We start from the raw sequence: 25,930 nt of genomic DNA, 5'->3' as shown, positions 1-25,930 counted from the left end.
GATTTATAATGGGTATTTTTGGAACATTATACACAGGTGTTACAGGCTTAAAGGCAAGCGAAGTTCAAATCGCAACAACTGGAAACAATATCTCAAATGCTAATGCAACTTTTTATACACGCCAAAGAGTAGTGCAAACTACAAATGGGTATATTACCACAGGTGGAGTTCAAGTAGGCACAGGAACTGCTATAGAAAGTATAGTGCGTTTGCATGATGAGTATTCTTACTATAAATTAAAAGGTGCATCAAACCAACTAGAATACACTAAATATATGGCTTCAACCTTACAAGAAATCGCTCAGCGTTTTCCAGACTTACAAAATACTGGAATTTTGAAAGATTTAGAAAATTATAACAAAGCTTGGAATGATTTTGCATCTAACCCCAATGAAAATGCCACAAAAATAGCCCTTGTAAAAGCTTCTCAAACCTTAACAGAAAGCGTTAATAACACTTTTGCAACCTTAGATAAAATCCAAAAAAAAGTGAATGATGATATTAAAAATACGGTTGATGAGATTAATAAAATCGGCGAAGAAATTGCTACTATAAATAAACAAATTTATGGGCAAGAAGCCTTACCAACAGAACACGCAAATGAGCTTAGGGATAGAAGAGATGAACTTGAACTCACTCTTTCAAAGCTAGTTAGTGCAGTTGCAAGCAAAAATGAAATCAATCAAGACAATCGCCTTGATACAACCATCACTGATCCAGGACATCAATACAATCTAAGTATAGAAGGTTTTAGTATAGTAGATGGGATAAATTTTCATCCTTTAAAGCTTGATTATGATGATAAAAATAAATCTTATAGCATTTATTATGAAACTCCTGATGAAAAAGTTCGCGATCTTACTGCAAAGATTAGCGGTGGACAGCTTGGTGCTCAACTTGACTTACGCGGTAGAAACTATAGCAAAAGCGAAGGAAAATATGAAGATGGAATTATCCAAGGTTATATGGATTCTTTAGATACTTTTGCTAAGACCATGATCAATGAAACTAACAATCTTTATGCAAGTTCTGCGAAAAGTTCTGTTACTTCTGATTATCTATCTGGACTTAAGGGAGATATTCCTTTAGTTAATTACGACAGAACCATACAACCAGGAAGTTTTGATATAGTCATTTATGATGATAAAGGCGATAAAAAACTTACCAAAACCATCACCATAGATGTAAATACAACCATGAATGATATCATGCGTCAAATCAATGCTAATACAGATGATAATGACAATAAAAATTCAAACGATGATGTTGATGATCATATCAATGCAAGTTTCAGCTACGATGCAAAAACTGGAGATGGTTTATTTCAAATCAATGCAAAATCAGGTTTTAAGGTAGCCATTGAAGATAAGGGCACAAATTTCGCAGGTGCGTTTAGCATAGGTGGTTTTTTCAGTGGAACTGATGCAAGTGACATGAAAGTAAAAGATTCTATCTTAAATGATCCAAGTACAGTAAGAGCAAGCTCAAATGGGGTTGATAGCGGCAATGACATGGCAAATAAAATCATCCAACTTCAATATAAAAAAGTTAATTTTTATAATAAAGATGGCACCATCGATAATCTTACCATGGAAGAATATTACCGCAAACTTACAGGTAAAATAGCCTCAGATGGTGAAAATAACAATGTTGTAAATTCAAGCAATGAAACTCTTTATAATTCTGTTTATAGCGAGTACCAATCTAAAAGTGGTGTAAATACAAATGAAGAATTAGCCGCTCTTATACAATATCAATCAAGTTACGGTGCTGCAGCAAAAATCGTCTCAACCGTAGATCAAATGCTTGATACCTTACTAGGGCTTAAATCTTAAGCTCTAGCAATATCAAGTGAAAAATTTTATCCATCTTAAAGCTAAGCTTGATTTTTTAGCCAATCAAAAAAATACCGATCATTCTCTTTTTGAAACTCCAGATCCTTTGCAAATTGCTAAAATTCACAATGATGAATTTATTGCCTTAATTTGTGCTTTATTTGCCTATGGAAATGCTAAAAATATAGTAAATTTTCTAAAGAAACTTGATTTTTCTTTATTAAACCTTCAAGAAAAACAAATAAAAAAAGAACTTAAAAATTTAAAATACCGCTTCCAAAATGAGAAAGATATACAAGAAATTTTTATCACTCTTTCAAGACTTAAAAATGAAATTTCACTCTACGAACTGTTTTATCAAGCCTATCAAAAAAGAGAAAATACCACAGATGCCATCTTAGCTTTTATGCAAAAAATCAAAACCTTAAATTCATATTCAAGTTATGGGTATGATTTTTTCTTTGGAAAAATTTGGCAAAACACCCCTACTTCACCTCTTAAACGCTATAATATGTATCTAAGATGGATGGTTAGAAAAGATGAACTTGATCTTGGACTTTTTACCAAAATTCACACCAAAGATCTTTTAATTCCACTTGATACACATACACATAAAATTTCCTTGACTTTAGGACTTCTAAAGCGTAAAATATATGATTATAAAAGTGTTTTAGAACTCACGCAAAATTTAAAAAAATTAGATGCAAATGATCCCATAAAATATGACTTTGCACTCTATCGTTTAGGGCAAAGTAAGGAAATTGACAAATTTAAGGAGTGAAAAATGGGCTTTGAGCACTTAGATACAATTTATTATTTCATACTTTTTTTTGTAGCTCTTTTTGCTGGTTTTATAGATTCTATTGTAGGTGGAGGAGGGCTTATTACTCTACCAGCACTCATAGCCTGTGGAATCCCTGCGCATTTATCCTTAGCAACAAACAAACTCCAAAGCGTCTTTGGTTCTTTTACGGCTACTTTAACTTATTTTAAATCCACCACTCTACCTCATCTTGCTTGGGGTGTTTTTTTTACAGCCTTAGGAGCAGCTATAGGAAGTTATAGCGTTCTTTTTGTAAAAGATGAACAATTAAAGCTTATTATCTTAATCTTTTTAACTCTTACTTTCTTATATACAGCCTTACGTCCTAACTTAGGCAAACACGAAAGTGAACCTAAAATAAAAAATATCAAAATTTTTCATTTAATTTGTGGCTTAACTTTAGGATTTTATGATGGATTTTTAGGGCCTGGAACAGGTTCATTTTGGATTTTTGCTTGTGTGATGCTACTAGGTTTTAATATGAGAAAAGCAAGCATTAATACTAAAATTTTAAATTTTACAAGCAATATTATTGCCCTTGCTATATTTTTATGGCAATACGAACTTTTATGGGCTGTAGGCTTGCTTATGGGCGTAGGACAAGTTTTAGGAGCTTATTTAGGCTCAAAACTTGTATTAAAAACTAATGGAAAGTTTATAAAAACTTTATTTTTAATCGTTGTAGGAGCTACTATCATTAAAGTAGCTTGGGATTATTTTAGTTAAAATTGACCCCTGAGCTAAGCTCCCACATAGGTAAAAATATACCTAAAGCCAAAAACAAAACTAAAAGCGCCACAAATAAAGTCATCATAGGCTCTAAAAAAACCAAAAATCTATCCATTAAATTTTCACTTTTTTGTTGATAATATTTGGCAATTTCTTCACTTAACACTTCAAGTCTTCCACTTTTCATCGCAACGCTAAGCATAGAAAATACCAAAGAATCAAAAATATCAATCTTTTTAAAAGCCTGACTTAACTCAAGACCAGAATCTATAAAACTAAAAAGTTTTTTATACTGAAAAATTAAAAATTTATTTTCAAGCCCTATAATAGCTAAATCAAAAGCTTTAGATATTGAAATTCCATTTTTTAAAAGCAAAGAAAAAACCATAAAAAAATAATAATTTTGATTATAAATAATCAAACGAGAAATCAAAGGTATTTTTAAAAATAAAAAATCGCAAGAAAAAGCAAAAGAATGAAAATTTTTATAAGCTAAAATAAGCATAACAATAAAAATAACAAACAAAAATATGCAAAAAATTCCATAGTCATCTAAAAAATTATAAATTTCTAACATTACATGCGTGATAAAAGGCAAACTCGTGCCTAAATTTTCAAATAAATCTTTAAAATTAGGCACTACAAAAAGCATTAAAAACAAAAATGCTCCGATAATACTTAAAAAAACCAAAGTAGGATATCTAAAAGCCTTTTTTAATTGTTTTTGACTCTCTAAGCTTTTTTCTCGAAGTTTAGAAATTTGACTAAACACTTCACTGATTTTTCCTGTCTTTTCAGCCGTTTTTATCAAGGCTAACTCCGCACGATTTAATCCAAAATTAGCATTTTCAAAAGCTTGATTTAGATTTTGAGCTAAAATTAAATTGTCTAATATTTTTTTCATAATCTTGCAAGAATGCATAAAATATAATTCTCTAATCGCTTCTTGAACACTTAATCCAACTTCACACAACAAAGCCAGCTCTTTAAAAAAGAGTATAAAATTTTCATCTTTTAATCTCTGAAAATTAGATTTTTGAATTTCTTTTATATCAATGATTTTCCAATTCTTTGATAAGGCTTTTGCTTGTGCTGTATTTAAATTTTCAGCTTTTATAGTTTTTGTATAATTTTGATTGTTTTTAAGAAATTCTACTTCATAAAATTTCATCTTACAACCCTTAAAAGCTCATCTATACTTGTAAGACCTTCTTTGGCTTTTTTTAAACCTTGTTCAAACATAGTTTGAAAACCATATTTTTTTGCAAGCTCCATTAAAATCGTTTTATCTTGATTTTCCCTAATTGCACAAGCTAAATCTTCATTGATCTCTAAGCACTCAGCGATTAATTCTCTGCCAAAAAATCCACTATGATGACAACGCTCACATCCTTTTGGTTCAAAAAATTCACCTTCAAATTCAATATAATGTTTTTTGCTTTTTTGCTTACACCAAGGACAAAGTTTTCTAACCAAACGCTGCGCTATAACAAGACTCAAAGCTGATGCTATCAAGTAACTTTTTGCTTGCATATCCAAAAGCCTATCAATGGTACTAAGAGCATCATTAGTATGCAAGGTGCTTAAAAGCAAATGACCTGTTAAAGAAGCTTTAAGTGCAATATCTAAACTTTCTTCATCGCGAATTTCTCCTATCATGATAATATCAGGATCTTGCCTTAAAATTGCTCTTAAAACACTATTAAACTCGACTCCAACTTTTGAATTGAGCAAAATTTGCTGCACTAAAGGAATTTTATACTCTATAGGATCTTCTGCGGAGATAATCTTTTTTTCAATACTTTTCAACTCATTTAAACACGCGTATAAAGTTGTGCTTTTACCACTACCTGTAGGGCCGGTTAATAAAATCATTCCATTGGGACGATGTAAAATCTTTTTTAAAATTTCTAAATTTTTATTTCCAAGATTTAGTTTATACAAATCCAAAATTTCTTTATCATGTTTTAAAATTCTTATAACAACACTTTCGCCATAAATCAAAGGCAAACATGAAACACGAAAATCATATCTTTCATTTTCAAAATCTAATTCAAAACTTCCATCTTGCGTTTTTCTTGATTCAGCTAAATTCAAACAAGCTAAAAATTTGACATGAAAAACCAAAGCTTCATAAATATCCTTCTCAAAAATAGCAAATTCACGCAAAATTCCATCAACCCTAAACCTAATCAAAGCGTCATCATTCCTTGCTTCTATATGAATATCACTCGCATGAAAAGATAAAATTTCATGTAATAAAAAATCAAAAATTTGACTGATGCAACTTTGATCATCTCTTTTTTGATTTTCTTGCCATTCAAGTCTAAGCTTAATGCTTAATCTTTTAATCTCCTCTTGAATGCGAATTTGATTTAAAATTTTAGCTATCTTTAATTCATCGGCAATTGCAGTGTCGATTTTTTCACAAATCATAAAAGTCTTAACTTGCTCTAAAAGCTCTAAAGAACAAGGTTTGGATCTAATAATCATAAAGCCGTCATTGTTTTTAATAAGCAGAAATTTAAATTTTAAAAGTAAAGAAAAAGGTATACCTTCATAAATAAAATCATTATCTTCATCTAAATCAACAAAATGTAAATTACAAAAATTTGCTAATTTTTTAAAAAAATCCCAAGAAGTGATATTAAATTTAGTGCAAATTTCATCAAGACTTATTTCATTATCAATATAAGCTTGAAAAATTTTATCCATTCTACTTTCCATCTAATTCCATTAAACCATAATAATTTATATAAGCATCTAAAGCACTTTGAGCTTCTTTTTCTTCACCTAAAGCTCTTTTAGCCTGAGCAAAAATCAGCCAAGAATCTTGTTTTTGCTTGTCAAGTTCATTGGCTTTTAAAGCCCAAAATATTGTCTTTTGATAAGCTTTAATATCAAAATACTTCTTAGCTAAATTTAAAGCCTTTTCATAGCTTGGATTTTGATAAAAAGATTTTTTTAAATCAGAAATATTTAAAATTTTAGAATCAATTTCTATCTTACTAATATGTGTATTTTCCTGCACCGCTTTAACTTCTTCTAGTTCTTTATATAACTTTTCCCTAGAAATCTTATTTTTTTCTTGTAAAATTTGCGCTTGAAGAATCTTTTGCTCTAAATGCTTTTTATGTTCAATAGCTTGCAAATAAATATTTTTTTGCTTATTATATTTTTGCATTAGCACAAAAAAACAAAATGCTATAACTGATATTAAAATAACTAACAATAAATATTTTAAATATTTTTTAAGTAAAAAGTATTTATACCTAAGCTCAAGCTCTTTAATTCTTTCTTGCATATCTTACCTTAATAAGCCATTCTCTAAAGCACTAAGCTTTAAAATATACTCTTGACTTTTATTTTTATCAAAAAAACTATTTATCTCATAAAAACTTTTTAAAGTTTTATCAATATATCTTAAATTTCCTTGAGAAATTTTTTGTAAAAACTTAAGACATTTATTTGAAAAATTCATTCCGAATTTCAATTTAATATAATCATCAAGCTCTAAAAGACTAATATTTTTCAATTCAAAACAAGCACTTAAACGACTTTTAAAATGCTCTTTTTTAAGTATATTTAACTTTTTATGAGAACTTAAAACAAAACTTATAGAATCACTATAAATCCTAATGCTTTCTAGCATTGCATAATCATACATTCCTACTTCATCAAGAATGATTAAACTCTGACCTTGTGAAATCAAAAACTCAATTTTTTCTTTTAAGAAACTCTGATCTTTAAAATTTTCATTAATAAAATCAACATTATATTTTTTTGCCAATCTTTGCAACAATACACTTTTACCGCTACCACTTTTTCCCCATAAAAAAATAAAAGCTTTTTGGCTTTCTAAAATTTGATTGATTTGATGAAAAATTTCTTCTCTAAATGGAATAATTTTACTCATAATGCTTAAATCCTAGATCTTTAAGACTTGGAGCGTTTACACTATCTACTATACTTGGAGTGATAATAAAAACAATTTCGGTTGCTTTAGAATTTAAAACTTCTCCTTTAAACAAAGAACCTAGGATTGGAATTTTTGATAGAAAATTGATAGAATTTTTCTCATTAGATTTATCGTGAGAAATCAATCCACCTAAAATTAAAGTTTGATTATTCTCTACTTGCACAACACTAGAAAGCTTTTTTTGTATGGTATCAGGAGCAATAGTTCTTGGTTCTTTTTGTCGTTTATTATCTTCTGGATACTTAAAATCACTTAAGCTTGGATTAATCCTAAGCATTATTTTTCCATCATCAGAAATTTCAGGCAAGATATTGAGTAAAATGCCTACAAAAATAGAATAATTGTTATAACTTTCACTAACAGTAGTCCCATTTTCAGTGCCTTTAGAACTTTCTTTAACTTGATAATTTATAGTATCGCCTACAGAAATAATGGCTTGTTGGTTATTTAAAGCCATAAGCTTTGGATTAGAAAGCACGCTAGTTTTTCCATTTTGAGAAAGAAAGTTAATAATAGAATCAAAATTTAAATTCGCCCTTAAACCCAAATTCTTAACAAAACCTTGCCCATTTTGAAACTGAATAAAAGAATTTTCATTATTTACTTGCGAATTTAAACCTATATTAAAATTTTGCCAATTAATCCCACTAGAATGGCTTTCATTTAAACTCACAGCAAGTATGCTAACATCGATAATAACTTGTTTTTTAAGACGATTTTCTAGTTTTTGCAAATAATTTTTCACACTTTTTAACTGAGAATTTGTTCCAGTTACTATAATAAGACCTGCATTGGGATTTATAATGGGAGTTTTAGCCTCATAATCTTCATGAGAATTTTTTAATAATACAATAATCTCTTTTTCTATATTTTGCCAAAAATCAAATTTTTCCATACTTTTAATCATATTGTCTTCTGCGTCATCAAAACTACCGCTATATTCACTTTGCCTTGGTTTAGCGTCTACAGACGCTTTAGTTATGCTTTGTCCTTCTCTGATAGAAGTGATATAACTTATCTTAAAAATCTTCGTATTAATGCCTGAAATTCTTAAAATTTTACCATCAAAATCATAGCTAAGATCATGCTCTTTGATAAAAAAATTAAAAATTTCGTCCAAACTCATTTGATGAATATTGACAGAGTTTTGCAATGTCTCTAATTTTTCTTTGGCAATTTTATCTTTAACAATAATACTAAAAGAACAATATTTTGCAAGCTCATCAAGACTTTCTTGTATGCTTAATTTTTCATTAATACTGATATCAAAAAGACGCTTTTGACAATCTAAAGCATAAAGATAATGGCAAAAAAGAATGTTAATTAATATTAATCTTATCATTTTTATTTATTTGGATTGCAATTTCTAAATTATCATATTGGAATTTAATCTCTTTAGTATTTATTTCATGTATTATAGCATCATCAATCATATCACCTTTTTTATACCATCGATCATAAATTTTTACTTTATCAAGCATAATTGCAGTAATTTTAATATGTCTTAATTTTTCAAAAGTAGGATTCACAAATGGGTTTTGAAGAGTATTAAAATTTATGCGATTTTCTTTATCTATAAGTTTAAAATACTCTTCAAAATTATCTTGTGCAAACAAAGTGCTAAAACACAATGTTGCACTAAAAATATATTTTATCAGCTTTCAACCTCATTGCTATAATCAGCCATAGCGATACGCTTAAGCTGTCTATAGCGACGTTGAGCATCTTTTTTATTGCGTTCAAAAAGCTCAGCAGCATGTTCAGGATTTGCTTTTTTAAGTGAATTATAACGCACTTCATTCATTAAAAATTGCTCATATAAATCCCAATCAGGCTCTTTTCCTGTTAGAGTTAAAGGATTTTTTCCTTGTTCTTCTAAACGAGGATCAAAAGTATAAAGTGGCCAATAACCACATTTTGTAGCAAGTTCACCTTGCTCTCCTGAGTAACCCAGCCCACCTTTAATACCATGAGCTATACAAGGAGAATAACAAATCACCAAAGATGGTCCATCATAGGCCTCAGCTGCAGTGATAGCTTTGATAAGATGAGTATAATTTGCCGTTGAATTTACTTGTGCTACAAAAATATAACCATAAGTCATAGCAATTTGACCCAAGTCTTTTTTCTGTATAGGTTTGCCTGCTGCTGCAAACTGTGCTACAGCTCCTGTTCTAGAAGATTTTGAACTTTGACCGCCTGTATTAGAATAAACTTCTGTATCAAGCACTAAAATATTTACATTTTCTCCACTTGCTAAAACATGATCAAGTCCGCCATAGCCTATATCATAAGCCCAACCATCACCACCAAAAATCCAGTGAGATTTTTTACTTAAATACTGTTTAAGCTCCAATATATCTTGCACCGCTTTAATATTTTTATTTTGCTCTAAAATAGGGATCATTTTATCTTTAATTTCCACAGACATAGCACCATTGTCTTTATTTGCAATCCAATCTTTAAAAAGGGCTGATAAAGCATTTGGAACTTCTTGCATACTTTCATTCATGATATGTTCAATGCGGTGTCTTGTGTTTTCAGTTGCAATTTTCATACCCAAACCAAACTCAGCATTGTCTTCAAAAAGTGAATTTCCCCAAGCAGGACCGTGTCCATTTTTCACACTTTTTCTATAAGGAGTTGATGGAGCTGAACCCCCATAAATAGAACTACAACCTGTCGCATTAGCCACAATCATTCTTTCACCGAACAATCTTGTAATTAAAGTAATATAAGGAGTTTCTCCACATCCAGGACATGCCCCATGGAATTCAAATAAAGGTTGGGCAAATTGCGCTCCTTTTGTGGTTTCTTTATTTAAAATATCATCTTTATAAGTAATTTCTTTAAATAAATAATCCGCATTTTCTTGCTCACCAAAATCCATCTCTTCTTGAAGTGGTACCATAACCAAAGATTTTTCTTTAGTAGGACACTCATGAACACAAAGCTCACAGCCTGTACAATCAAGTGGAGAAACTTGGATTTTAAAGCTTAATTTTTCTCCTTTGGTTCCTTTAGCTTCTAAAGCATGATCTTTTACTCCACGAGGTGCATTTGCCATTTCTTCATCATTAATCAAAAATGGTCTGATAACAGCATGTGGACAAACTGAAGCGCATTGATTACATTGAATACAATTTGCCTCTATCCATCTTGGTACCATAACCCCAACACCGCGTTTTTCGTATTCGGTTGTGCCGTGTTCAAAACTTCCATCTTCATAACCTAAAAAGGCTGAAACAGGTAAATCATCACCCTTAGCTGCGTTCATAGGTTTTACGATTTTTTCAACAAATTCAGTGCCTTTATAGGCATTGGTTTGTTCTTTTTCTTTAAGCTCTAAATTTTTCCAATTTGGATCCACTTCAACTTTTACAAGTCCATCAGCCCCCACATCAATAGCTTTGTAATTCATTTCTACAATAGCATCGCCTTTTTTACTATAAGATTTATACGCAAGCTCTTTCATGTATTTTTGTGCGTCTTCATAAGGAATGATTTTTGCAAGTTTGAAAAAGGCTGATTGCATAATGGTATTTGTACGATTTCCCAAACCTATATCACGAGCTAGTTTGGTTGCATTGATGATATAAAAATTTACTTCTTTTTCAGCTAAAGTTTTCTTTACTGCATCTGGAAGTTGTCTTATGGTTTCTTCAGCATTCCAAATACTATTTAAAAGGAAAGTTCCTCCTTTGCGAATTCCTGCTAAAACATCATAAATTTCCAAATAAGCCGCTACCGAACAAGCGATAAAATGCGGAGTTGAAACAAGATAAGTTGAACGGATAGGTTTTTTAGAAAATCTCAAATGGCTTCTTGTATAACCCCCTGATTTTTTAGAATCATAAGCAAAATAAGCTTGAGCATAAAAATCCGTTTTATCTCCGATGATTTTAATCGAGTTTTTATTTGCGCCCACAGTTCCATCAGCACCAAGTCCGTAAAATAAACATTCAATCGTACTTTCATCTCCAAGTGAAATTTTCTCTCCTGTACTCAGTGAAGTATGAGTTACATCATCAACTATACCTACAGTAAAGCCATCTTTTGGATTATCAAGTTTAAGATTTTCAAATACTGCTATCATTTGAGCAGGATCAACATCCTTTGAAGAAAGTCCGTATCTTCCACCTACTATAACAGGAGCATTTTCTCTTCCATAGAAAGCTGATTTTACATCAAGATAAAGTGGCTCCCCAAGACTTCCTGGTTCTTTGGTTCTATCTAAAACTGCGATTTTTTTCACTGATTTTGGCATAACATCAAAGAAATATTTTAAACTAAATGGGCGATAAAGATAAACTTTTAAAATCCCTACTTTTTCACCCTTAGCATTAAGATAGTCCACTACCTCTTCAAGTGCTTGAGTTGCAGAACCCATAGCAACAATCACACGCTCTGGTTCTTTGTGTCCATAATAAGTAAATGGTTTATATTCTCTACCTGTGATTTTTGAAATTTCTTGCATATATTCATTAACAACATCAGGCAAAGCATCATAAAAACGATTGCTTACTTCTCTAGTTTGAAAATAAATATCATCATTTTGTGCCGTTCCGCGTGTTTTTGGATTTTCTGGATTTAAAGCATTATTTCTAAATTCAAGCAAAGCTTCTCTATCCAATAATCTATCAAAATGCGCATAATCCATCACTTCAATTTTTTGAATTTCATGGCTTGTTCTAAAACCATCAAAAAAATGTAAAAATGGCACTCTTCCCTTAATCGCAGCTAAATGTGCTACACCAGCTAAGTCCATGGTTTCTTGCACAGAATGCGAACAAAGCATAGCAAAACCAATTTGTCTTGCTGCATAAATATCTTGATGATCACCAAAGATAGACAAAGCTTGAGCAGCCAAAGAACGCGCTGCTACGTGGATTACACAGGGGAGTAATTGACCTGCTATTTTATACATATTTGGAATTTTAAGGAGTAATCCTTGAGAAGCTGTATAAGTTGTAGTCAAAGCCCCAGCCTGTAAAGATCCATGCACACTACCTGCAGCTCCTGCTTCACTTTGCATTTCTACGATTTTTACAGGAACTCCAAAAAGATTTTTTTTGCCTGCAGCTGCCCACATATCGGTGTAATCAGCCATAGGAGAACTAGGTGTAATAGGATAAATTCCAGCAACTTCAGTAAAAGCATACGCAGCGTATGCAGCAGCCTCATTTCCGTCCATAGTTTTCATAATTTTACCCATTGAGACCTTCCTTTATATTGATAATTTTTATAATTTTTTAGCTATCAATTTACTATAAATTCTCTTAAAAGGCGTTTAACGAAAACTTGAAATTAGTTTAATCTAGCTATATAATTAACAGCCTCATATGCATTTAAAAATACCATAGAATAGGCTTTTAATTCATTTTCATTGCCATAGCCACAAGCTAAGGCCAAAGGAGTGATATTAGCAGAAATTGCAGCTTGAATATCTAGTATTGTATCGCCTATCATATAGGCATTTTCTTGAGTTTTATTGAGTCTTTTTAAGGCTAAAATTATAGGTTCGGAACTTGGCTTTGGATTTGTGACATCTTCAAGAGTAATTAAAGTTTTAAAGAATTTTTTAACTCCCAAATAATCAAGTAAAATCGGAGTAAATTTACCTCCTTTTGTTGTAACTATACCAAGATCTGCAATTTCGCTTCCAAGTTCTAATGCTTCTTTTGCTTTAGGCAAAAGAGTAGTTTGTTCTAAATAAATTTGTGCATAAATTTCACGATAAGCTAATACAAATTCTTTACTTAAATTTACTTTATCTGGATAAAGCATTCTAAACATTTGCTCTAAAGGATAACCTATGAGATTTTTGATTTCTTCATTATTTTTAGAAGTTAATCCAAGGGCTTTAAAAGCTCCTTGGAAAGAATTTAAAATAGCATCAGTAGAATCAATTAAAGTACCATCTAAATCAAATAAAATAGTTTTATTCATTATCTTAAAATAAATTTAGCATCCACTCTTCTATTATCCGCTCTACCTTCTTTAGTGTCATTGCTTGAGCGAGGATTATCTTGACCATAACCTACTGTTTTGATGCGATTTTTTTCTACACCATATTTTTCAAGTTCATTAGCAACACTTTTAGCACGTCTTTCAGAAAGCTTTTGATTATAAGCTCTTGAACCGATATTATCTGTATGTCCTTCAAGAATAGTATCATATCTTTCATTTTCATCTAAAACTTTTGCAATTTCTTTGATTTTTTCTTGAAAAGTTGGATTTATAGTAGTTTTATCAAAACCAAAATGACCTTCCAAAGAAATAGTTTTTTCGCAACCATTTTCATCTAACAAAGCACCTTCTCTTGGTTCAACAGGACATTTTGCTTGTGGAGTTGCACGAGTATCAGCAACTTCTTCTACAGCTTTTTCCTTTTTGCCACCAAAACCAAAACTAATACCTAAAGTTGAAACCCAATTATGGTTTGCATGATTGAAATTAATTTGATCTCTAGTTTCAAGTCTTAAAGCCAAAGAATCACTAAGACGGAATTTTACACCCGCGCCATAATGTCCAAATCCACCGCTTTTATTATCATAAGCAGCATTTGAAAAATCCTCATATCCTCCACCTGCTAAACCATAGAAATAAAATTTCTCACCTACATCAATACCTTTAATAGCACTCAAATAAGTTCTTGTAATATCTGTAGTTTTATTTGTATTTGTATATTTAACATCAGAATAATGCTCTAACCCAAATTCTAATTGATCAAGCCAAAAATCGTCAAAATGATAACCAAGTCTAATCCCTGGTGCATAACGATTATCCATATCTAAATTACCCTCAAAGTAATTATAGTTTAAAGTTGGAGTGATTTCAAATTTTACATTGTTATCAGCACCGAATAAAACACTTGCCAAACCTAAACATAAGAATATTTTTTTCATAGAAAAAACCTTTCATTGTGTTATAAAATAAAAATTTAAATTTTGCAATTATATCATAAATGATAGAAAAAAGGATGAGTTTTATAAAAAATTGTAGAAAGGTGGGAAAATCCCACCAAAAAATATTAACGTTTAGAGAATTGTGGGCTTCTTCTTGCTTTGCGACGTCCGTATTTTTTACGCTCAACAGTTCTACTATCTCTAGTAAGAAGTCCTTTAGGTTTTAATAAAGCTCTAAAATCAGCATCCATAGCTGCTAAAGCTCTTGAAATTCCATGTCTTAAAGCTTCAGCTTGAGCGCTATAGCCCCCGCCTAAAGTAGTTGCTTTAATATCCATTGAAGTTTCTTGTTTAGTCACAAGTAAAGGTTGAACCACTTTAAGCTTAATTGCCTCGTGCCCACCAAGCCAAGTGTTTAAATCAACACCATTAACACTAATTTTACCACTACCTGGTTTTACCCATACCTTTGCGATAGCAGTTTTTCTCTTACCTGTTGCGTATGTTGTTGCCATGATTATTTTCCTTCTTTAGCAATTTGTGCAGTGTGTGGGTGCTCACTACCCGCATAGATTTTTAATTTTTTAAGCATAGCTCTGCCCAAATTTGTTTTAGGAAGCATACCTCTAACTGCTAATTTATATAATTTTGCAGGATTTTTTTCAAGTAAATCACCAAATTTTTCGCTTTTTACACTTCCAAAATATCCTGAATGTCTATGATAAAGCTTATCTTCTGCTTTATTAGCACCTGTAAATACAGCTTTTGAAGCATTGATGATAATTACATAATCACCACAATCAACATTTGGAGTAAAGCAAGGCTTGTTTTTACCTCTCAAAATTGTTGCTACTTCAGTTAAAAGACGACCAAAGCGTTTGCCTTCTGCGTCTAAAACAATCCATTCTCGTTTTACTTCGTTTGGCTTTGTTATCTTTGTCATAATTTTTACCTTTGCCAAAAATTTAAAATGTGATTGTATAAAAAATAATATTAATTTTTACTTAATTTAAGTAAAAATAAAGTTTATATTTCCAAAATTTGAATTTCATTTTCCAAACAATAAACTATAAAAGCACGCACTTTATCTTTTTTCAAAATTTCACTAATGGCGATCTTATAAGTTCTTACCTGCTCTTTATGTTTATCTTGCATAGCAAGACCTGTTTTATAATCAATTATGAAAGCTTCTTCATCTTTTAAGGCAAGCAAGTCTAATTGTTTAATTTCTCCATTAAAACTCAAAGCTTGTTCTTTTAAAAGCTTTCCATCACCAATCAAATTTTGAAATTGAGTATTTTTAAGCAAAATTTCAATTCTTTTAAAAAGCTTTTCAAAATCACTCTCATCCAAAAAATGTCTAAATTTGCTCTTGCATCTTTGAGTAAGTATTTGAAAATTTTCACCCTTAGGAAGTTTTAAATTTTGCATAAAAAAGTGAAAAGCATTTCCAAAATATAGTTCTTTACTATCAAGCTTTTCTTCGCTTTGAATTTCTTGCGAGGTAATTTTTTCAAATTTTTGCAAAGTTTGAATACTTTCTTTTTTAACACTTAAAATTTGTTCTTTGCTTTCTAAAAAACCTCTCTCTTGAGAGTGTATATTTAAAAATCCTCCCTTAAAATAACTTGGATAATTTCCATTTACACTTTCTTCATTTCTTTTTACGATGATCAAACTTTCCTTAGCTCTTGTAAAAGCCACATAGAGTTTATTGATATCATCTTCATAATTTGCTCTTGTAATATTTTCTTTAAAAAGGGTGTAAATAGGCTCTTTAGTAAGCTCTCGAATTTTATCTTTAATATGGAGTTGCCAACCTTGATTGATATCATATTCAAGCATGATATCTTCATTGTTTGAATTGTTTTTAGATAAGCTATCAAGCAAAATCACATGATCAAATTCCAAACCCTTAGATTTATGCACACTCATAATGCTAATACCCATATTTTGTTCGCTTACTATTTTCAAAGCGCAAGGCTCAAATAAAAGTTTTAAAAAATTTTCCTTAGTTTTAGCATATTCGATAAATTGTATTAAAGCGATATCATTTAAATCAAGTGTTAATTCCTTTATTAAAAAAAGTACATTTTCCATAGTATTTTTTGAAAAATCAAGGGTGATTTTTCTCGGCTCAAAACCTAAAAGTTCTTTTAAAAATACCAAGTAAAATTCATCGCCAAAAATACAATATTTAGCATATTCTAAAACAAGTCTTACGCTTGCTTTATTTTCAAGTAAAACATTACTTTGAGTAAATGCAGGAATTTTTTGCTCTCTTAAAAAATCCAAAACCATATCTGCGTCGCTATTTTTCCAACACAAAATACAAATATCATCATAAGAAATATTTTTAGATCTTAAAAAATTAATTTGCTTAAATAAAGTTTCTAAAGTCTTTTCCTTGATTTCTTGGGCTTGGTTTTTAACCTTTTGTTCTTTAGATTCCACAATACGCACAAAACCGCCTTTTTTACCTTCTAAGGCAAATTGTTCTTTATAATCTTTGATTTTTTCTTTAAAAGTTTCATTAACAAAATCAACCAAAAGCTCTTTAGAACGATAATTAGTATTTAAACTATCACTTTTAATTTGACTAAATTCTTGTTTTAACAAATCAAATAATTCTTTTTTTCCTTTACGAAAGCGATAAATACTTTGTTTTTTATCTCCTACATAAAAAAAAGTGCGATTTTTCTTAACCCCTTCTCCTGAAACAAGCTCAGCGATCAAAGGGCGTAAAATTTGATATTGGATCACGCTTGTATCTTGAAATTCATCAATAAGCAAATGCGAAATAAAACCATCTAAACGAAAATAAATCATATCCTTAAATTCACTGGTTATTAACTCATAAACTTTTTTACTCACATCTTGGAAATTTAAGGTATTTTTATCTTTATGAAATATATTTTTAGCTTCACTATAATGATTTAAAAGATTCATTAAATTAGCAATTTTATAATTTTCAAGCTCTATAGCATAAGTATTTAAAGCATTTATAAGCTCCATTCTTTTTGCGCTAAAATACAAGTTAGTGCTTTCTAAATCTTGCAAATATTTTGTACTTTCAAATTTTGTCATAAAGCTTGATTGCATAAACACGGATAAATCTAAAACTTCGCTTTTAAAATTGTCACACAAATTTTTATAATTTTTTACATGAGTAAGACCCAAACAATAACTTCTTAACTCACTATAAGCTTTATTGATATAAGCTTTAGATGGATTTGGAATTTTAGGACGATTTTGAAAATAAGCATTCTCATAAAATTTTTCAAGCTCGTTAAAAAAATTTTCTTTCTCATCAACTAAATTAATATAATAAGCCAAATCTTTTAATTCATCTTTTTTAAGAAGTTTTAAAAAAATCTCTCTTACATCAAGCTTCTCTTCACTCATTGTAAAATCACTACTTAAGCCCAAATTTAAAGCAAAAACACGCAAAATTTTTCCGAAAAGAGCATCAAAAGTACTGATTTTTAACTCTGTTCTTAAAAATTCTTCTTTTTTAGCATCTCTTAAAGAAATAAGCTCTTCTTTATCTTTACCTAAAAGCTTGCAAAGTTCATTACATTCACTGGTTTTATTTTCTTTTTCTAAATTTAAAAAAGTCTCAATAATTCTTTTTTGCATTTCATTAGCAGCTTTTTTGGTAAAAGTCAAAGCTAAAATTTCATTAATCCTAGCCCCTTTTAAAATAAGCGCTACAAAACGCACACTCAAAGCAAAGGTTTTTCCACTTCCCGCACTCGCTTCTAATGCCAAAAAAGACTCAAATTGACTCATTTTAATTCCTTTTTATAAATGAGTTTATAAGGACAGTACTCATCTTGTTCATTTTCAAACTCTATTTCTTCCTTGCTCATAAGAACTAAGTCTTTAAGTCTTTCTCTTAGCTCATCTAAACTTTTAGCTTTTTGATGCAATATTTGCATACTATTTAAATCATAAAAACCCACGCTTGCATTTTCATCATATAAAGCTTGGTAAAAAGCAAGTTGATAAGAATTGCTTGGTACTTTTCCACTTTTATAATCAATGATCAAATTACCTTCTTTTGAACTATCGATACGATCTATAGTGCCCTTAAGTTTTATACTATCTACTCCAAGCTTTAAAATATTGTTTAACTCAAGCTCTGTATGTGCGACATAAAAGCCTTTTGAAAAATGCTCTTTTTCATTTTTAGCAAATTGTATAAATTTTAATTTAAATACTTCAAGTTCAAGTTCGCTAATATTGTATTTTTGATATTCTTTATCCAATAAATTTGTAAAAACTTTTATATCAAAATCATTATTTGCATAATTTTTATAATAAATTTCAAGCATTTTATGGATGAAATTTCCTTGATTTTTCGCTTTGCTTTCCTCGCTTAAAACCCTAGGTTCTACTAAATTTAAAATATAACGATAATAATAAGTTCTTTTTTGATTTTCCAATAAATTAAAACGACTAAAAGAAAGCGGAAACTCGAAAGGATTATGCTTTAAAATAGGAGCTTTTATAGGAGTTAGATTAGGTTTTATACCCTCATAGTCTAATTTTAAAGCATTAAGATAAGCTTTTTGATGGATATGAGTTTCATAAAAAAAGTCAAAATCAAGTTCATCTAAAAAACGTGATTTGCTTTTTTCTTCATTTTCCACAAAGCAAATACTTACTTCTAAAGCATTTTTCATCAAGCTTTCATAATAAAATCTTTGTAAATTTTCTCTTCTATCATAGCTAATCAATCCTGCTTTTTTACGCACTTCATTGTTTAAAAAAAGCTCATTAACACTTCTTTTAGGAATAAACTCTTCATTAAAATCAACCAAAATCACCCCATCAAAACAAAGCCCACGACTTTCTAAAAGTCCCATTACCGTAACCTTACCTCCACCTACATCACTAAGGGAAAGTTGCGAAATTTGCATGAAAAAAATATGGATCAACTCTTTAAGAGTTAAAGACTGATTTTTCAATAAATCTTTAATAAAATAAAGTTCTTTTCGTATCAAATAAATAAGCTCTTGTTTTTCATTTTCTAAAAATAAAGCAAATAATTTTTCAAAATATTCAAAATCACATTTCTCATCAAAATACTTTTTAAACTCTATAAAATCAAGCTTTAAAGAATGTAAAAGCGTATTATGATAATCAAAAATCATCTGCGTGTCTTCAAAATAATCCTCTTGATTTTTATAAACAAAAGAAGCACTACTAGCACTTTCATAAAGTGCTTGAAATTTTTGATAAAACAAACTTTCTTTAATACTAATCCCACTTGCAAAATTAAGCATATTGTCTTTATCAAAAAGTCTTAAAAACTCACAAAAACTTTCATCTGGAGTTATAACTACAATATTTTCAGGCTTTAAACCTTTGCGTACAAAATGTGAAATTTCATCCATAACAAAGGCGCATTGTAAAGCCCTTAATTCAAAAGATTTGAGTTTAATTTTTGAATTTTTTGTTTTAAAAATTTCTTCTTTTAAAATCTCTTGTTTTGAAAGATTGATTTCATAATGAGTGTTTATTTTTAAATCAAATGTTTTTAAAAAATCAAGTTTTAAAAGATATTCAAGATTAAATTTACTTGTTTTAAAACTTAAAACCACTTCTTTAATCTGAGAAATTTCACTTAATAAATTTTCTTCAAATTTACTCAAAAAACCTTGCAAATCATAAACTATAGCTTCATACTCATCTAAAAAATCTTTATTAAGAGTGTAATTTTTAGGCAAAGAAAGATCATCATAAAAAGAATTCTTTTCAAGCAAAGCAAGATAATTCTTATATACCTCATCTAAAATTTCCAAATGTTCATTATAGGTAGCATAATAATCATTGTTTTTAAGATCTTCTATGCTTTTTTTTTCTAAACTCAGTTCTTTAAAAAAAGAAAAAAGATATTCGTTATTTTTCAAAAAAGCAAAAAATTCTACCGAAATTCCTAGTTTTTTTTCTAAATCCTTACTTTTTAGACAAGCTTCTTGCATTAAAAGCAAACTTTCATAAGAACTTGCTTTATGAAAATTGCTCAAACAAACTTTATCTAAAAATTCACCTATATGAATAGCACTATCTAATAAAGCATTTTGCTGTTTTTTTTGATTATAATATTCTCTAATTTGCCTTGAAGAGCTAAAAATTCTTAATTTCATTGAGCATTTAATTCGTAGCTAAAAAAACCCACTGTTTCTTGATTTGCATAAAACTTTAGCTTAAGCTCCCATCTACCTTTATCTAATTTAGGTAAAGCGATACTTAAAATTCCATTTTTAACTTGTCCTTCTAACTTTTGATCAAAATTTTTAGTGAATGGTCTTGTAAGAAGAACTTGAACTTTTAAATCATTAGAATTTATATTTTGTAATGCAGAAATTTTAAAATTTGCAACATAGGAATTTTGATCCACTTCATAACTAGGAATTTTTCTTTTACCTATAAAAGTGATTTTATCATTTTGAAAATTTACTTTAAAAAATTTATCAAAATTTACTTGTTGTTTTTGTATTTGATTGTAATTATTTTCAACATTTTGATAAGAGTCAAAATAAAAATCATCCTCATACACAGGATGGTGACTTGCTATAAAAATCGTTACAATACAAGCAATAATTATAGCCAAAAGTGAAAGCAAAATACCATAAGGCCAAAAACTTTTTTTAGTTTCTAACATTTTTTTTCCTCTTTATTCTTCTTTGTGCATAGTATAACAATGCAAAGCAAATAAATCCATAGATAAGTATTCTTAAGATATTGATAGTATCACGATTTGCATTGCCTATAGAATGTTCTAATTGTAATCCCAAGGATTTTGCCACACGATCTACAATATCTGCATAACCATTAAGTATAGCAGCATTATAAATATCACCTTTATTTGTAGCTAATATCGGCAAAATAGATCCTGTTCCAGGATAAGGACTAAGCACAGCTTCTTTATCAATCAAAGCTAAAGCACCTTTTGAGCCCACTATATCAACTTTGTGAGAATTTTTTGACAAAAGAAGCAATATATAAGATTGAGGAAGTTCTTTTTGTTTATTTAATAAAGTTTCAATTTCAGTTTTATCACCAACCATAACGCCGATAAAAATATTACTTTTTTGGTAAAGCTCTTTTCCTATAAGATTAATCTCGTTACTTACTTTTTGACTTAAAATATTTTCATTAAAAAGTACAGCATCAAGAGCAAAAACCCTAGAAGGCAATAAAACAAAGAAGAAGATAGCTAAAAAAAAGCCATCTTGTAATATTTTTTTCATCCTATATGAAGATGATTTACGGTCAAAACCGACCAAGCGGTGATTGCAGCAGCAACAACTAAACCAATAACAATTAAATATTCCAAAGCCTTACTCATTGTGCTTCCTTTATACTTCTATGATCTTGTTCTTTTGAACCAAACATCTTTACACTTTGTACATCTTTAAGACTATATGGCTTTTGCATCACTTCTTGCTGAGCTTTAAGACCCCAAATAGTTAAAACTGCTAAGATAGCAAGCAACAAAACCGTAGCAATTAACATACCTGTAACACCTGAAAGAGAAAACACACATCTATTATTATTTTCCATCATTCACCCCTTGAAAGAGAAATTACATACTCGCCAACAGCTTCTTTTTGAATATCATTAAGTGTTGGAAAACTCGGCATTGTTCCTATAAAACCAGCCTTACCACTATGTAAAACATCTACTACAAAAGCTGCAGAACCGTATTTTGTAAGATCTGGGAACATTCCATCTTGACCTTTTCCATCTTCTCCATGGCATGCTGCACAAGTTGCATAAGCTTCTTTACCTTTTGCTACTAAATTTTCATTTGCAGTTTTCTTAATAGCTGAAAGATCTTTTGCTACATAAGCAGCAATAGCAGGGATATCTTCTTCTGCTACACCTAAATCAGCAGCACCAAGCATTTCTCCACCTGGAAAATTCATACCTTTTGAACCATGTTTAATTACATTGATTATACCTTCTTCACTACCCCAAATATTTAAATTTTGAGCTTTACCATTGATACCATCTCCTGTAATTCCATGACAAGCCGAACACTGAACTAAAAAGATATTTTGACCCATTGCTATTTTATCTTCAGGAGATAAATTTTTAAATTTTTCTTCAAATTTTGTATTATGAGTTGCTACTTCTTCATTATATTGACCTATACTTGAAAAAGAATTTAAAGGATATCCCCATAGAAAATACCAAATAGCCCAAACAATAGTCAGGAAAAATACCACAGCCCAACCAGTAGGAACAGCATTTTTATACTCTCCTATTCCATCCCAACTATGTTCACTAAGCTCTGACTCGCCTTTCTTTTCTTTCATTTGCTTAAACATTCTACCCACAATAACCAGTGTGATTAAAATGATAAGAATAGCTCCAATTAAAGATAAGAGATTAACATTATCTTCTAAATTTAACCATTGCATTAAGCACTCCTTTTACTTTCTAATACACTATCATCAATATCATCTTTTAAGGCAAGGTTTGCATAATTTTCATAATTTCTCTCGCCTTTTTTTTCTGTTCTATATAAATGATACAAATACGCATATAATACTATTGACAAAAACATCACGAGTGCAAAAAAACCATAACCTTGGAAAATCTCCCACTCATGTTTTTGAACTGTTGCTAAATCAAATGTGATTAAATTTTTAATCACATCAAAAACTATTGATAAATGTTCCATCATCTTACTTTAAACTATTTAAATAAGCGATCAAAGCAACTATTTCTTTGATTTCACCTTTAGCAAAAGCATCTTTTACTTCTTGATTTTTCATTTGATCAACTATAGCCTGAGCTTCAGCTTTTACTTCAGCTTGTGCATCCTCCCAAGAACCAAGTTTTGTTCCATTTTCTGCATCATAAGGAACATTGAAAACTTTTTTCACAGTTAAAGCCTCAGCATAAGCAGTTTCAATATCTGCATTATTTTTAAACATATGCTTATATGAAGGCATAATAGAATCTGGAACAACAGAAGTAGGATCCCACATATGATTTTCATGCCAATCAGCCGTTCTATAATTTCCTACACGAGCAAGATCAGGTCCTGTTCTTTTTGAACCCCAAAGAAAAGGTCTATCATAAGCAAATTCACCACTTACAGAATACATACCATAACGGTCTGTTTCTGATTTAAATGGACGAATAAGCTGTGAATGACAAGCATTACAACTATCTTTAATATATACTGCACGCCCTGCAAGTTGTAAAACCGTATAAGGTTTTTTACCTTCAATTGGTCTTGCATTTTCTGCAAAATTTGGTAAAACTTCAACTATGCCTGCATAAGCAATCACTACAAAAACAGCTACAGCAAAAAAGAATGGATTTTTTTCTAACCAACTAAACATATTTTCTCCTTTTTATGCTGCCATAGGCGAAGCGCTTTTTGGTTCTTTATCAAGCACTCTTCCACAAGCAATTGTTTTGTAAATATTATAAGTAAACATAAAGAAACCGATAAGATACAACAATCCACCAATCGCTCTAATCCAATAATAAGGAACAATAGCCACAACGGTATCAATAAAGCTATAAAGCAAGTTACCATACTCATCTGTCGCTCTCCACATCATACCTTGAGTAATACCTGCAATCCACATTGAAGCAAAATAAAGAACTATACCTGTAGTTTGGATCCAAAATTGAGCTTCCATTAAAGATTTGCTATAAAGCTCTCTTTTGAAAACTCTAGGAGTCATATGATAAAGCGCAGCCATAGTCATAAATCCTACCCAACCTAATGTTCCATCATGAACATGTCCTGGAATCCAATCTGTAAAGTGTGCTAAAGCATTAACAGATTTAATTGAAAGAATTGGCCCTTCAAGTGTTGAGAACATATAGAAAGTTGATGCCAAAATCATAAATTTAATCAATGGACTCTCGCGAAGCTGACTCCACTCACCTTTCATAGTAAGCAAGATATTAATCGCTGAACCCCAAGAAGGTAAAATCAATACTACAGAGAAAACCGAACCCATAGTTTGCATCCAATCAGGTACAGTTGAATAAATCAAATGGTGACCACCTGCCCAAAGATAAACAAACATTAAGCCCCAAAATGCAAATAAAGAGAGTTTATAAGAGAAAATCGGCTGACCACTTTCTTTTGGCAAGAAGTAATAAATTTGAGCAATAATACCCACAGTAAATACAAATGCCACAGCATTATGTCCATACCACCATTGTACTAAAGCATCATTTGTTCCTGCATACATTGATACACTATGCCACCATTTACCCATTCCAGTAACAAAATAGGTTGGTACTTCCATGTTGTTAAAAAGATAAAGCATAGCTATACCTAAAAATGTAGCTATATAATACCATAGAGAAATATAAAGGGTTTTTTCACGGCGAATTCCAATAAGTCCAAAAATACTTACACCCCATAAAACCCAAACAAGAACAACAAGAATATCTAAAGGCCACTCAAGCTCTGCATATTCTTTAGATGTAGTCACACCCATAAACAAAGATATAACAGCTAAAACCATAGTAAGCATATAAAGCCAAAAATGAAACTTACCAACAGCCATTAAAAATCTTGACTCAGCCATACTCACTTTAAGAACACGCTGACCTATATAATACCAAGTTGCCCAAATCCCTGAAAGCATAAAACCAAAAATCACACCTGAAGTATGAAGTGGTCTAAGTCTTGAAAAAGTGGCATATTCTCCTGCTAAATAATTTAAATTAGGATATGCCATTTGAAAAGCTATAAGAGTTCCTATAGCCATACCAACAATGCCGAACAATATGGTCGCAAACATAAAATATCTTGCAACCGTATAGTCGTAATTTAATACATTACCTGGATGCATCGACTTTCTCCTTAAAATTTTTGATAACAAGAGAATATTATAGAATATTAATTATACATTTTTTCTTAAAAATGATAATTTTGTTAATCATTTGTTATGCTTTATATTTTAAGGCTAAATCAGTCTTATTTATTGATATTTATCTTATAACCTAAACTTGGCACATTTTTTATAAAATCTTCACCCACTTTATCTCTTACTCTTTTTATAAATGTTCGAACAGCAGTATCGCTCACATTCTTACCTATCCAAACATTTTTCTTAATATCTTCATGCAAAACCAAAACCCCAGGTTGTTTTAAAAGCAAAGAAATAAAAGCCAATTCTTTTTTAGTTAAAACAATCTCTTTACCATTATGAATCAAAGTTCGTTTAGTTTTGTTAAATTGATATTCTTCGGAAATTTTTATAAGCATGTTTGCTTCAATTTTTTCACCTACTAAACAATCTAAGACTTTGAATAATTCTTCTATATCAACAGGTTTAATTAAATATTTATCTATACCGATATCAATGGAACGCAAAAGTCTCTCTTTCTCTGAATACGCACTAAGAACAACAATTGGGACATCATCTGAAATTTCTTTAATCTCTCTTGCCATATCCAGTCCATCCATAATAGACATAGCAATATCTGTGATAACTAAATCCGGTTTAAATTTTTTAAATTTTTTAAGCCCTTCATCTCCATTTTGAGCTCCGATTACTTTACTAAAGCGTTCGCTTAATACATTAATCAATGATTCTCTAGTCTTAATTTCATCTTCAACTACTAATATTATCAATTCTTTACCTTCTTGTGACAT

General features: G+C 30.3%; 25 protein-coding genes. 3 read left to right on the top strand and 22 right to left on the bottom strand.

All coding sequences use genetic code 11. From position 1 onward, the window contains the following. Positions 1 to 8 precede the first annotated feature (8 nt). From flgK to ELQ04_RS06280, 3 genes are read left to right on the top strand one after another with little or no spacing between them, the layout of a single operon-like run. Positions 9 to 1,835, top strand: coding sequence for a flagellar hook-associated protein FlgK (flgK, locus tag ELQ04_RS06290; RefSeq protein ID WP_002936485.1), 1,827 nt, complete (start codon positions 9 to 11; stop codon positions 1,833 to 1,835). A 16-nt stretch (positions 1,836 to 1,851) separates the two neighbouring features. Then, positions 1,852 to 2,616, top strand: a complete 765-nt coding sequence (locus tag ELQ04_RS06285; protein ID WP_002936487.1) for a TIGR02757 family protein — start codon at positions 1,852 to 1,854, stop codon at positions 2,614 to 2,616. A gap of 3 nt (positions 2,617 to 2,619) precedes the next feature. After that, positions 2,620 to 3,384, top strand: coding sequence for a TSUP family transporter (locus ELQ04_RS06280; RefSeq protein WP_002855301.1), 765 nt, complete (start codon positions 2,620 to 2,622; stop codon positions 3,382 to 3,384). Here the strand turns inward: ELQ04_RS06280 and ELQ04_RS06275 are convergent. The 22 genes from ELQ04_RS06275 to bumR all read right to left on the bottom strand — a co-directional run bounded on the left by ELQ04_RS06275 (position 3,377) and on the right by bumR (position 25,930). Further along, positions 3,377 to 4,558, bottom strand: a complete 1,182-nt coding sequence (locus ELQ04_RS06275; protein ID WP_002936488.1) for a type II secretion system F family protein — start codon at positions 4,556 to 4,558, stop codon at positions 3,377 to 3,379. The two genes, ELQ04_RS06280 and ELQ04_RS06275, sit on opposite strands and share 8 nt — an antisense overlap. After that, a complete protein-coding gene (locus ELQ04_RS06270) occupies positions 4,555 to 6,114 on the bottom strand; it encodes a GspE/PulE family protein (RefSeq protein ID WP_032595054.1) in 1,560 nt (519 codons plus the stop codon). The genes ELQ04_RS06275 and ELQ04_RS06270 overlap by 4 nt, the downstream gene beginning before the upstream one ends. Next, positions 6,104 to 6,691 (bottom strand): hypothetical protein, encoded by a 588-nt coding sequence (locus ELQ04_RS06265; RefSeq protein ID WP_002936491.1) that lies wholly within the window; start codon positions 6,689 to 6,691, stop codon positions 6,104 to 6,106. The genes ELQ04_RS06270 and ELQ04_RS06265 overlap by 11 nt, the downstream gene beginning before the upstream one ends. Before the next feature lie 3 nt (positions 6,692 to 6,694). Further along, positions 6,695 to 7,303: an ATP-binding protein gene (locus ELQ04_RS06260; protein ID WP_002862129.1), complete on the bottom strand. Its 609-nt coding sequence runs from the start codon at positions 7,301 to 7,303 to the stop codon at positions 6,695 to 6,697. Then, positions 7,296 to 8,708: a pilus (MSHA type) biogenesis protein MshL gene (mshL, locus tag ELQ04_RS06255; protein ID WP_002862130.1), complete on the bottom strand. Its 1,413-nt coding sequence runs from the start codon at positions 8,706 to 8,708 to the stop codon at positions 7,296 to 7,298. The genes ELQ04_RS06260 and mshL overlap by 8 nt, the downstream gene beginning before the upstream one ends. Continuing rightward, positions 8,686 to 8,997 (bottom strand): hypothetical protein, encoded by a 312-nt coding sequence (locus ELQ04_RS06250; RefSeq protein WP_002862131.1) that lies wholly within the window; start codon positions 8,995 to 8,997, stop codon positions 8,686 to 8,688. Before ELQ04_RS06250 ends, mshL begins: the two co-directional genes overlap by 23 nt. Before the next feature lie 23 nt (positions 8,998 to 9,020). Continuing rightward, entirely contained in the window at positions 9,021 to 12,581 is a 3,561-nt protein-coding gene (gene nifJ / locus ELQ04_RS06245) for a pyruvate:ferredoxin (flavodoxin) oxidoreductase (protein WP_002936499.1), read from the bottom strand. Between the two features lie 92 nt (positions 12,582 to 12,673). Then, the gene (locus tag ELQ04_RS06240; protein ID WP_002867040.1) at positions 12,674 to 13,315 is read right to left on the bottom strand and encodes an HAD family hydrolase; all 642 of its coding nucleotides are present in this window, start codon (positions 13,313 to 13,315) and stop codon (positions 12,674 to 12,676) included. Further along, positions 13,315 to 14,274, bottom strand: a complete 960-nt coding sequence (gene cadF, locus ELQ04_RS06235; RefSeq protein ID WP_002936503.1) for a fibronectin-binding outer membrane protein CadF — start codon at positions 14,272 to 14,274, stop codon at positions 13,315 to 13,317. The genes ELQ04_RS06240 and cadF overlap by 1 nt, the downstream gene beginning before the upstream one ends. Before the next feature lie 125 nt (positions 14,275 to 14,399). Further along, positions 14,400 to 14,789 (bottom strand): 30S ribosomal protein S9, encoded by a 390-nt coding sequence (rpsI, locus tag ELQ04_RS06230; RefSeq protein ID WP_002851459.1) that lies wholly within the window; start codon positions 14,787 to 14,789, stop codon positions 14,400 to 14,402. Between the two features lie 2 nt (positions 14,790 to 14,791). Next, positions 14,792 to 15,217, bottom strand: coding sequence for a 50S ribosomal protein L13 (rplM, locus tag ELQ04_RS06225; protein ID WP_002779321.1), 426 nt, complete (start codon positions 15,215 to 15,217; stop codon positions 14,792 to 14,794). A gap of 83 nt (positions 15,218 to 15,300) precedes the next feature. Continuing rightward, positions 15,301 to 18,066: a RecB-like helicase gene (locus tag ELQ04_RS06220; protein ID WP_044778180.1), complete on the bottom strand. Its 2,766-nt coding sequence runs from the start codon at positions 18,064 to 18,066 to the stop codon at positions 15,301 to 15,303. Further along, positions 18,063 to 20,429 carry a PD-(D/E)XK nuclease family protein gene (locus ELQ04_RS06215; protein WP_044778181.1) on the bottom strand — a complete coding sequence of 789 codons (2,367 nt, stop codon included), beginning with the start codon at positions 20,427 to 20,429 and terminating at the stop codon, positions 18,063 to 18,065. Before ELQ04_RS06215 ends, ELQ04_RS06220 begins: the two co-directional genes overlap by 4 nt. Beyond that, positions 20,426 to 20,947 carry a FixH family protein gene (locus ELQ04_RS06210; protein WP_002851150.1) on the bottom strand — a complete coding sequence of 174 codons (522 nt, stop codon included), beginning with the start codon at positions 20,945 to 20,947 and terminating at the stop codon, positions 20,426 to 20,428. The genes ELQ04_RS06215 and ELQ04_RS06210 overlap by 4 nt, the downstream gene beginning before the upstream one ends. Further along, a complete protein-coding gene (locus ELQ04_RS06205; RefSeq protein ID WP_002851454.1) occupies positions 20,934 to 21,536 on the bottom strand; it encodes a hypothetical protein in 603 nt (200 codons plus the stop codon). The genes ELQ04_RS06210 and ELQ04_RS06205 overlap by 14 nt, the downstream gene beginning before the upstream one ends. Continuing rightward, the gene (locus tag ELQ04_RS06200) at positions 21,533 to 21,634 is read right to left on the bottom strand and encodes a hypothetical protein (RefSeq protein WP_002858872.1); all 102 of its coding nucleotides are present in this window, start codon (positions 21,632 to 21,634) and stop codon (positions 21,533 to 21,535) included. Before ELQ04_RS06200 ends, ELQ04_RS06205 begins: the two co-directional genes overlap by 4 nt. Further along, positions 21,631 to 21,852, bottom strand: coding sequence for a DUF4006 family protein (locus tag ELQ04_RS06195; RefSeq protein WP_002858873.1), 222 nt, complete (start codon positions 21,850 to 21,852; stop codon positions 21,631 to 21,633). Before ELQ04_RS06195 ends, ELQ04_RS06200 begins: the two co-directional genes overlap by 4 nt. Beyond that, on the bottom strand, positions 21,849 to 22,712 hold the full coding sequence (locus tag ELQ04_RS06190; protein WP_002851306.1) for a cbb3-type cytochrome c oxidase N-terminal domain-containing protein: 864 nt from the start codon (positions 22,710 to 22,712) through the stop codon (positions 21,849 to 21,851). The genes ELQ04_RS06195 and ELQ04_RS06190 overlap by 4 nt, the downstream gene beginning before the upstream one ends. Beyond that, positions 22,712 to 22,975, bottom strand: a complete 264-nt coding sequence (locus tag ELQ04_RS06185; protein ID WP_002804842.1) for a cytochrome c oxidase, cbb3-type, CcoQ subunit — start codon at positions 22,973 to 22,975, stop codon at positions 22,712 to 22,714. The genes ELQ04_RS06190 and ELQ04_RS06185 overlap by 1 nt, the downstream gene beginning before the upstream one ends. Positions 22,976 to 22,979: 4 nt before the next feature. Then, positions 22,980 to 23,645, bottom strand: a complete 666-nt coding sequence (gene ccoO, locus ELQ04_RS06180; protein WP_002851187.1) for a cytochrome-c oxidase, cbb3-type subunit II — start codon at positions 23,643 to 23,645, stop codon at positions 22,980 to 22,982. A gap of 12 nt (positions 23,646 to 23,657) precedes the next feature. Continuing rightward, positions 23,658 to 25,124 carry a cytochrome-c oxidase, cbb3-type subunit I gene (ccoN, locus tag ELQ04_RS06175; RefSeq protein WP_002876038.1) on the bottom strand — a complete coding sequence of 489 codons (1,467 nt, stop codon included), beginning with the start codon at positions 25,122 to 25,124 and terminating at the stop codon, positions 23,658 to 23,660. Positions 25,125 to 25,249: 125 nt separating this feature from the next. Then, entirely contained in the window at positions 25,250 to 25,930 is a 681-nt protein-coding gene (gene bumR, locus ELQ04_RS06170; RefSeq protein ID WP_134224476.1) for a butyrate response regulator transcription factor BumR, read from the bottom strand.

This window comes from Campylobacter sp. CH278 (assembly GCF_004378845.1).
Taxonomy (GTDB): Bacteria; Campylobacterota; Campylobacteria; order Campylobacterales; family Campylobacteraceae; genus Campylobacter_D; species Campylobacter_D jejuni.
This window is presented reverse-complemented; position numbering and strand designations above follow the sequence as displayed.

Excerpts from the sequence above, each read along its gene's own strand:
- bumR (WP_134224476.1), bottom strand. The coding sequence starts at position 25,930 with ATGTCACAAGAAGGTAAAGAATTGATAATATTAGTAGTTGAAGATGAA.
- ELQ04_RS06260 (WP_002862129.1), bottom strand. The coding sequence starts at position 7,303 with ATGAGTAAAATTATTCCATTTAGAGAAGAAATTTTTCATCAAATCAAT.
- ccoO (WP_002851187.1), bottom strand. The coding sequence starts at position 23,645 with ATGTTTAGTTGGTTAGAAAAAAATCCATTCTTTTTTGCTGTAGCTGTT.
- ELQ04_RS06240 (WP_002867040.1), bottom strand. The coding sequence starts at position 13,315 with ATGAATAAAACTATTTTATTTGATTTAGATGGTACTTTAATTGATTCT.
- ELQ04_RS06275 (WP_002936488.1), bottom strand. The coding sequence starts at position 4,558 with ATGAAATTTTATGAAGTAGAATTTCTTAAAAACAATCAAAATTATACA.
- rpsI (WP_002851459.1), bottom strand. The coding sequence starts at position 14,789 with ATGGCAACAACATACGCAACAGGTAAGAGAAAAACTGCTATCGCAAAG.
- rplM (WP_002779321.1), bottom strand. The coding sequence starts at position 15,217 with ATGACAAAGATAACAAAGCCAAACGAAGTAAAACGAGAATGGATTGTT.
- ELQ04_RS06215 (WP_044778181.1), bottom strand. The coding sequence starts at position 20,429 with ATGAAATTAAGAATTTTTAGCTCTTCAAGGCAAATTAGAGAATATTAT.
- ELQ04_RS06280 (WP_002855301.1), top strand. The coding sequence starts at position 2,620 with ATGGGCTTTGAGCACTTAGATACAATTTATTATTTCATACTTTTTTTT.
- nifJ (WP_002936499.1), bottom strand. The coding sequence starts at position 12,581 with ATGGGTAAAATTATGAAAACTATGGACGGAAATGAGGCTGCTGCATAC.
- cadF (WP_002936503.1), bottom strand. The coding sequence starts at position 14,274 with ATGAAAAAAATATTCTTATGTTTAGGTTTGGCAAGTGTTTTATTCGGT.
- ELQ04_RS06220 (WP_044778180.1), bottom strand. The coding sequence starts at position 18,066 with ATGAGTCAATTTGAGTCTTTTTTGGCATTAGAAGCGAGTGCGGGAAGT.
- ELQ04_RS06270 (WP_032595054.1), bottom strand. The coding sequence starts at position 6,114 with ATGGAAAGTAGAATGGATAAAATTTTTCAAGCTTATATTGATAATGAA.
- mshL (WP_002862130.1), bottom strand. The coding sequence starts at position 8,708 with ATGATAAGATTAATATTAATTAACATTCTTTTTTGCCATTATCTTTAT.
- ccoN (WP_002876038.1), bottom strand. The coding sequence starts at position 25,124 with ATGCATCCAGGTAATGTATTAAATTACGACTATACGGTTGCAAGATAT.
- ELQ04_RS06205 (WP_002851454.1), bottom strand. The coding sequence starts at position 21,536 with ATGAAAAAAATATTACAAGATGGCTTTTTTTTAGCTATCTTCTTCTTT.
- ELQ04_RS06185 (WP_002804842.1), bottom strand. The coding sequence starts at position 22,975 with ATGGAACATTTATCAATAGTTTTTGATGTGATTAAAAATTTAATCACA.
- ELQ04_RS06195 (WP_002858873.1), bottom strand. The coding sequence starts at position 21,852 with ATGATGGAAAATAATAATAGATGTGTGTTTTCTCTTTCAGGTGTTACA.
- flgK (WP_002936485.1), top strand. The coding sequence starts at position 9 with ATGGGTATTTTTGGAACATTATACACAGGTGTTACAGGCTTAAAGGCA.
- ELQ04_RS06190 (WP_002851306.1), bottom strand. The coding sequence starts at position 22,712 with ATGCAATGGTTAAATTTAGAAGATAATGTTAATCTCTTATCTTTAATT.
- ELQ04_RS06210 (WP_002851150.1), bottom strand. The coding sequence starts at position 20,947 with ATGTTAGAAACTAAAAAAAGTTTTTGGCCTTATGGTATTTTGCTTTCA.
- ELQ04_RS06265 (WP_002936491.1), bottom strand. The coding sequence starts at position 6,691 with ATGCAAGAAAGAATTAAAGAGCTTGAGCTTAGGTATAAATACTTTTTA.
- ELQ04_RS06200 (WP_002858872.1), bottom strand. The coding sequence starts at position 21,634 with ATGAGTAAGGCTTTGGAATATTTAATTGTTATTGGTTTAGTTGTTGCT.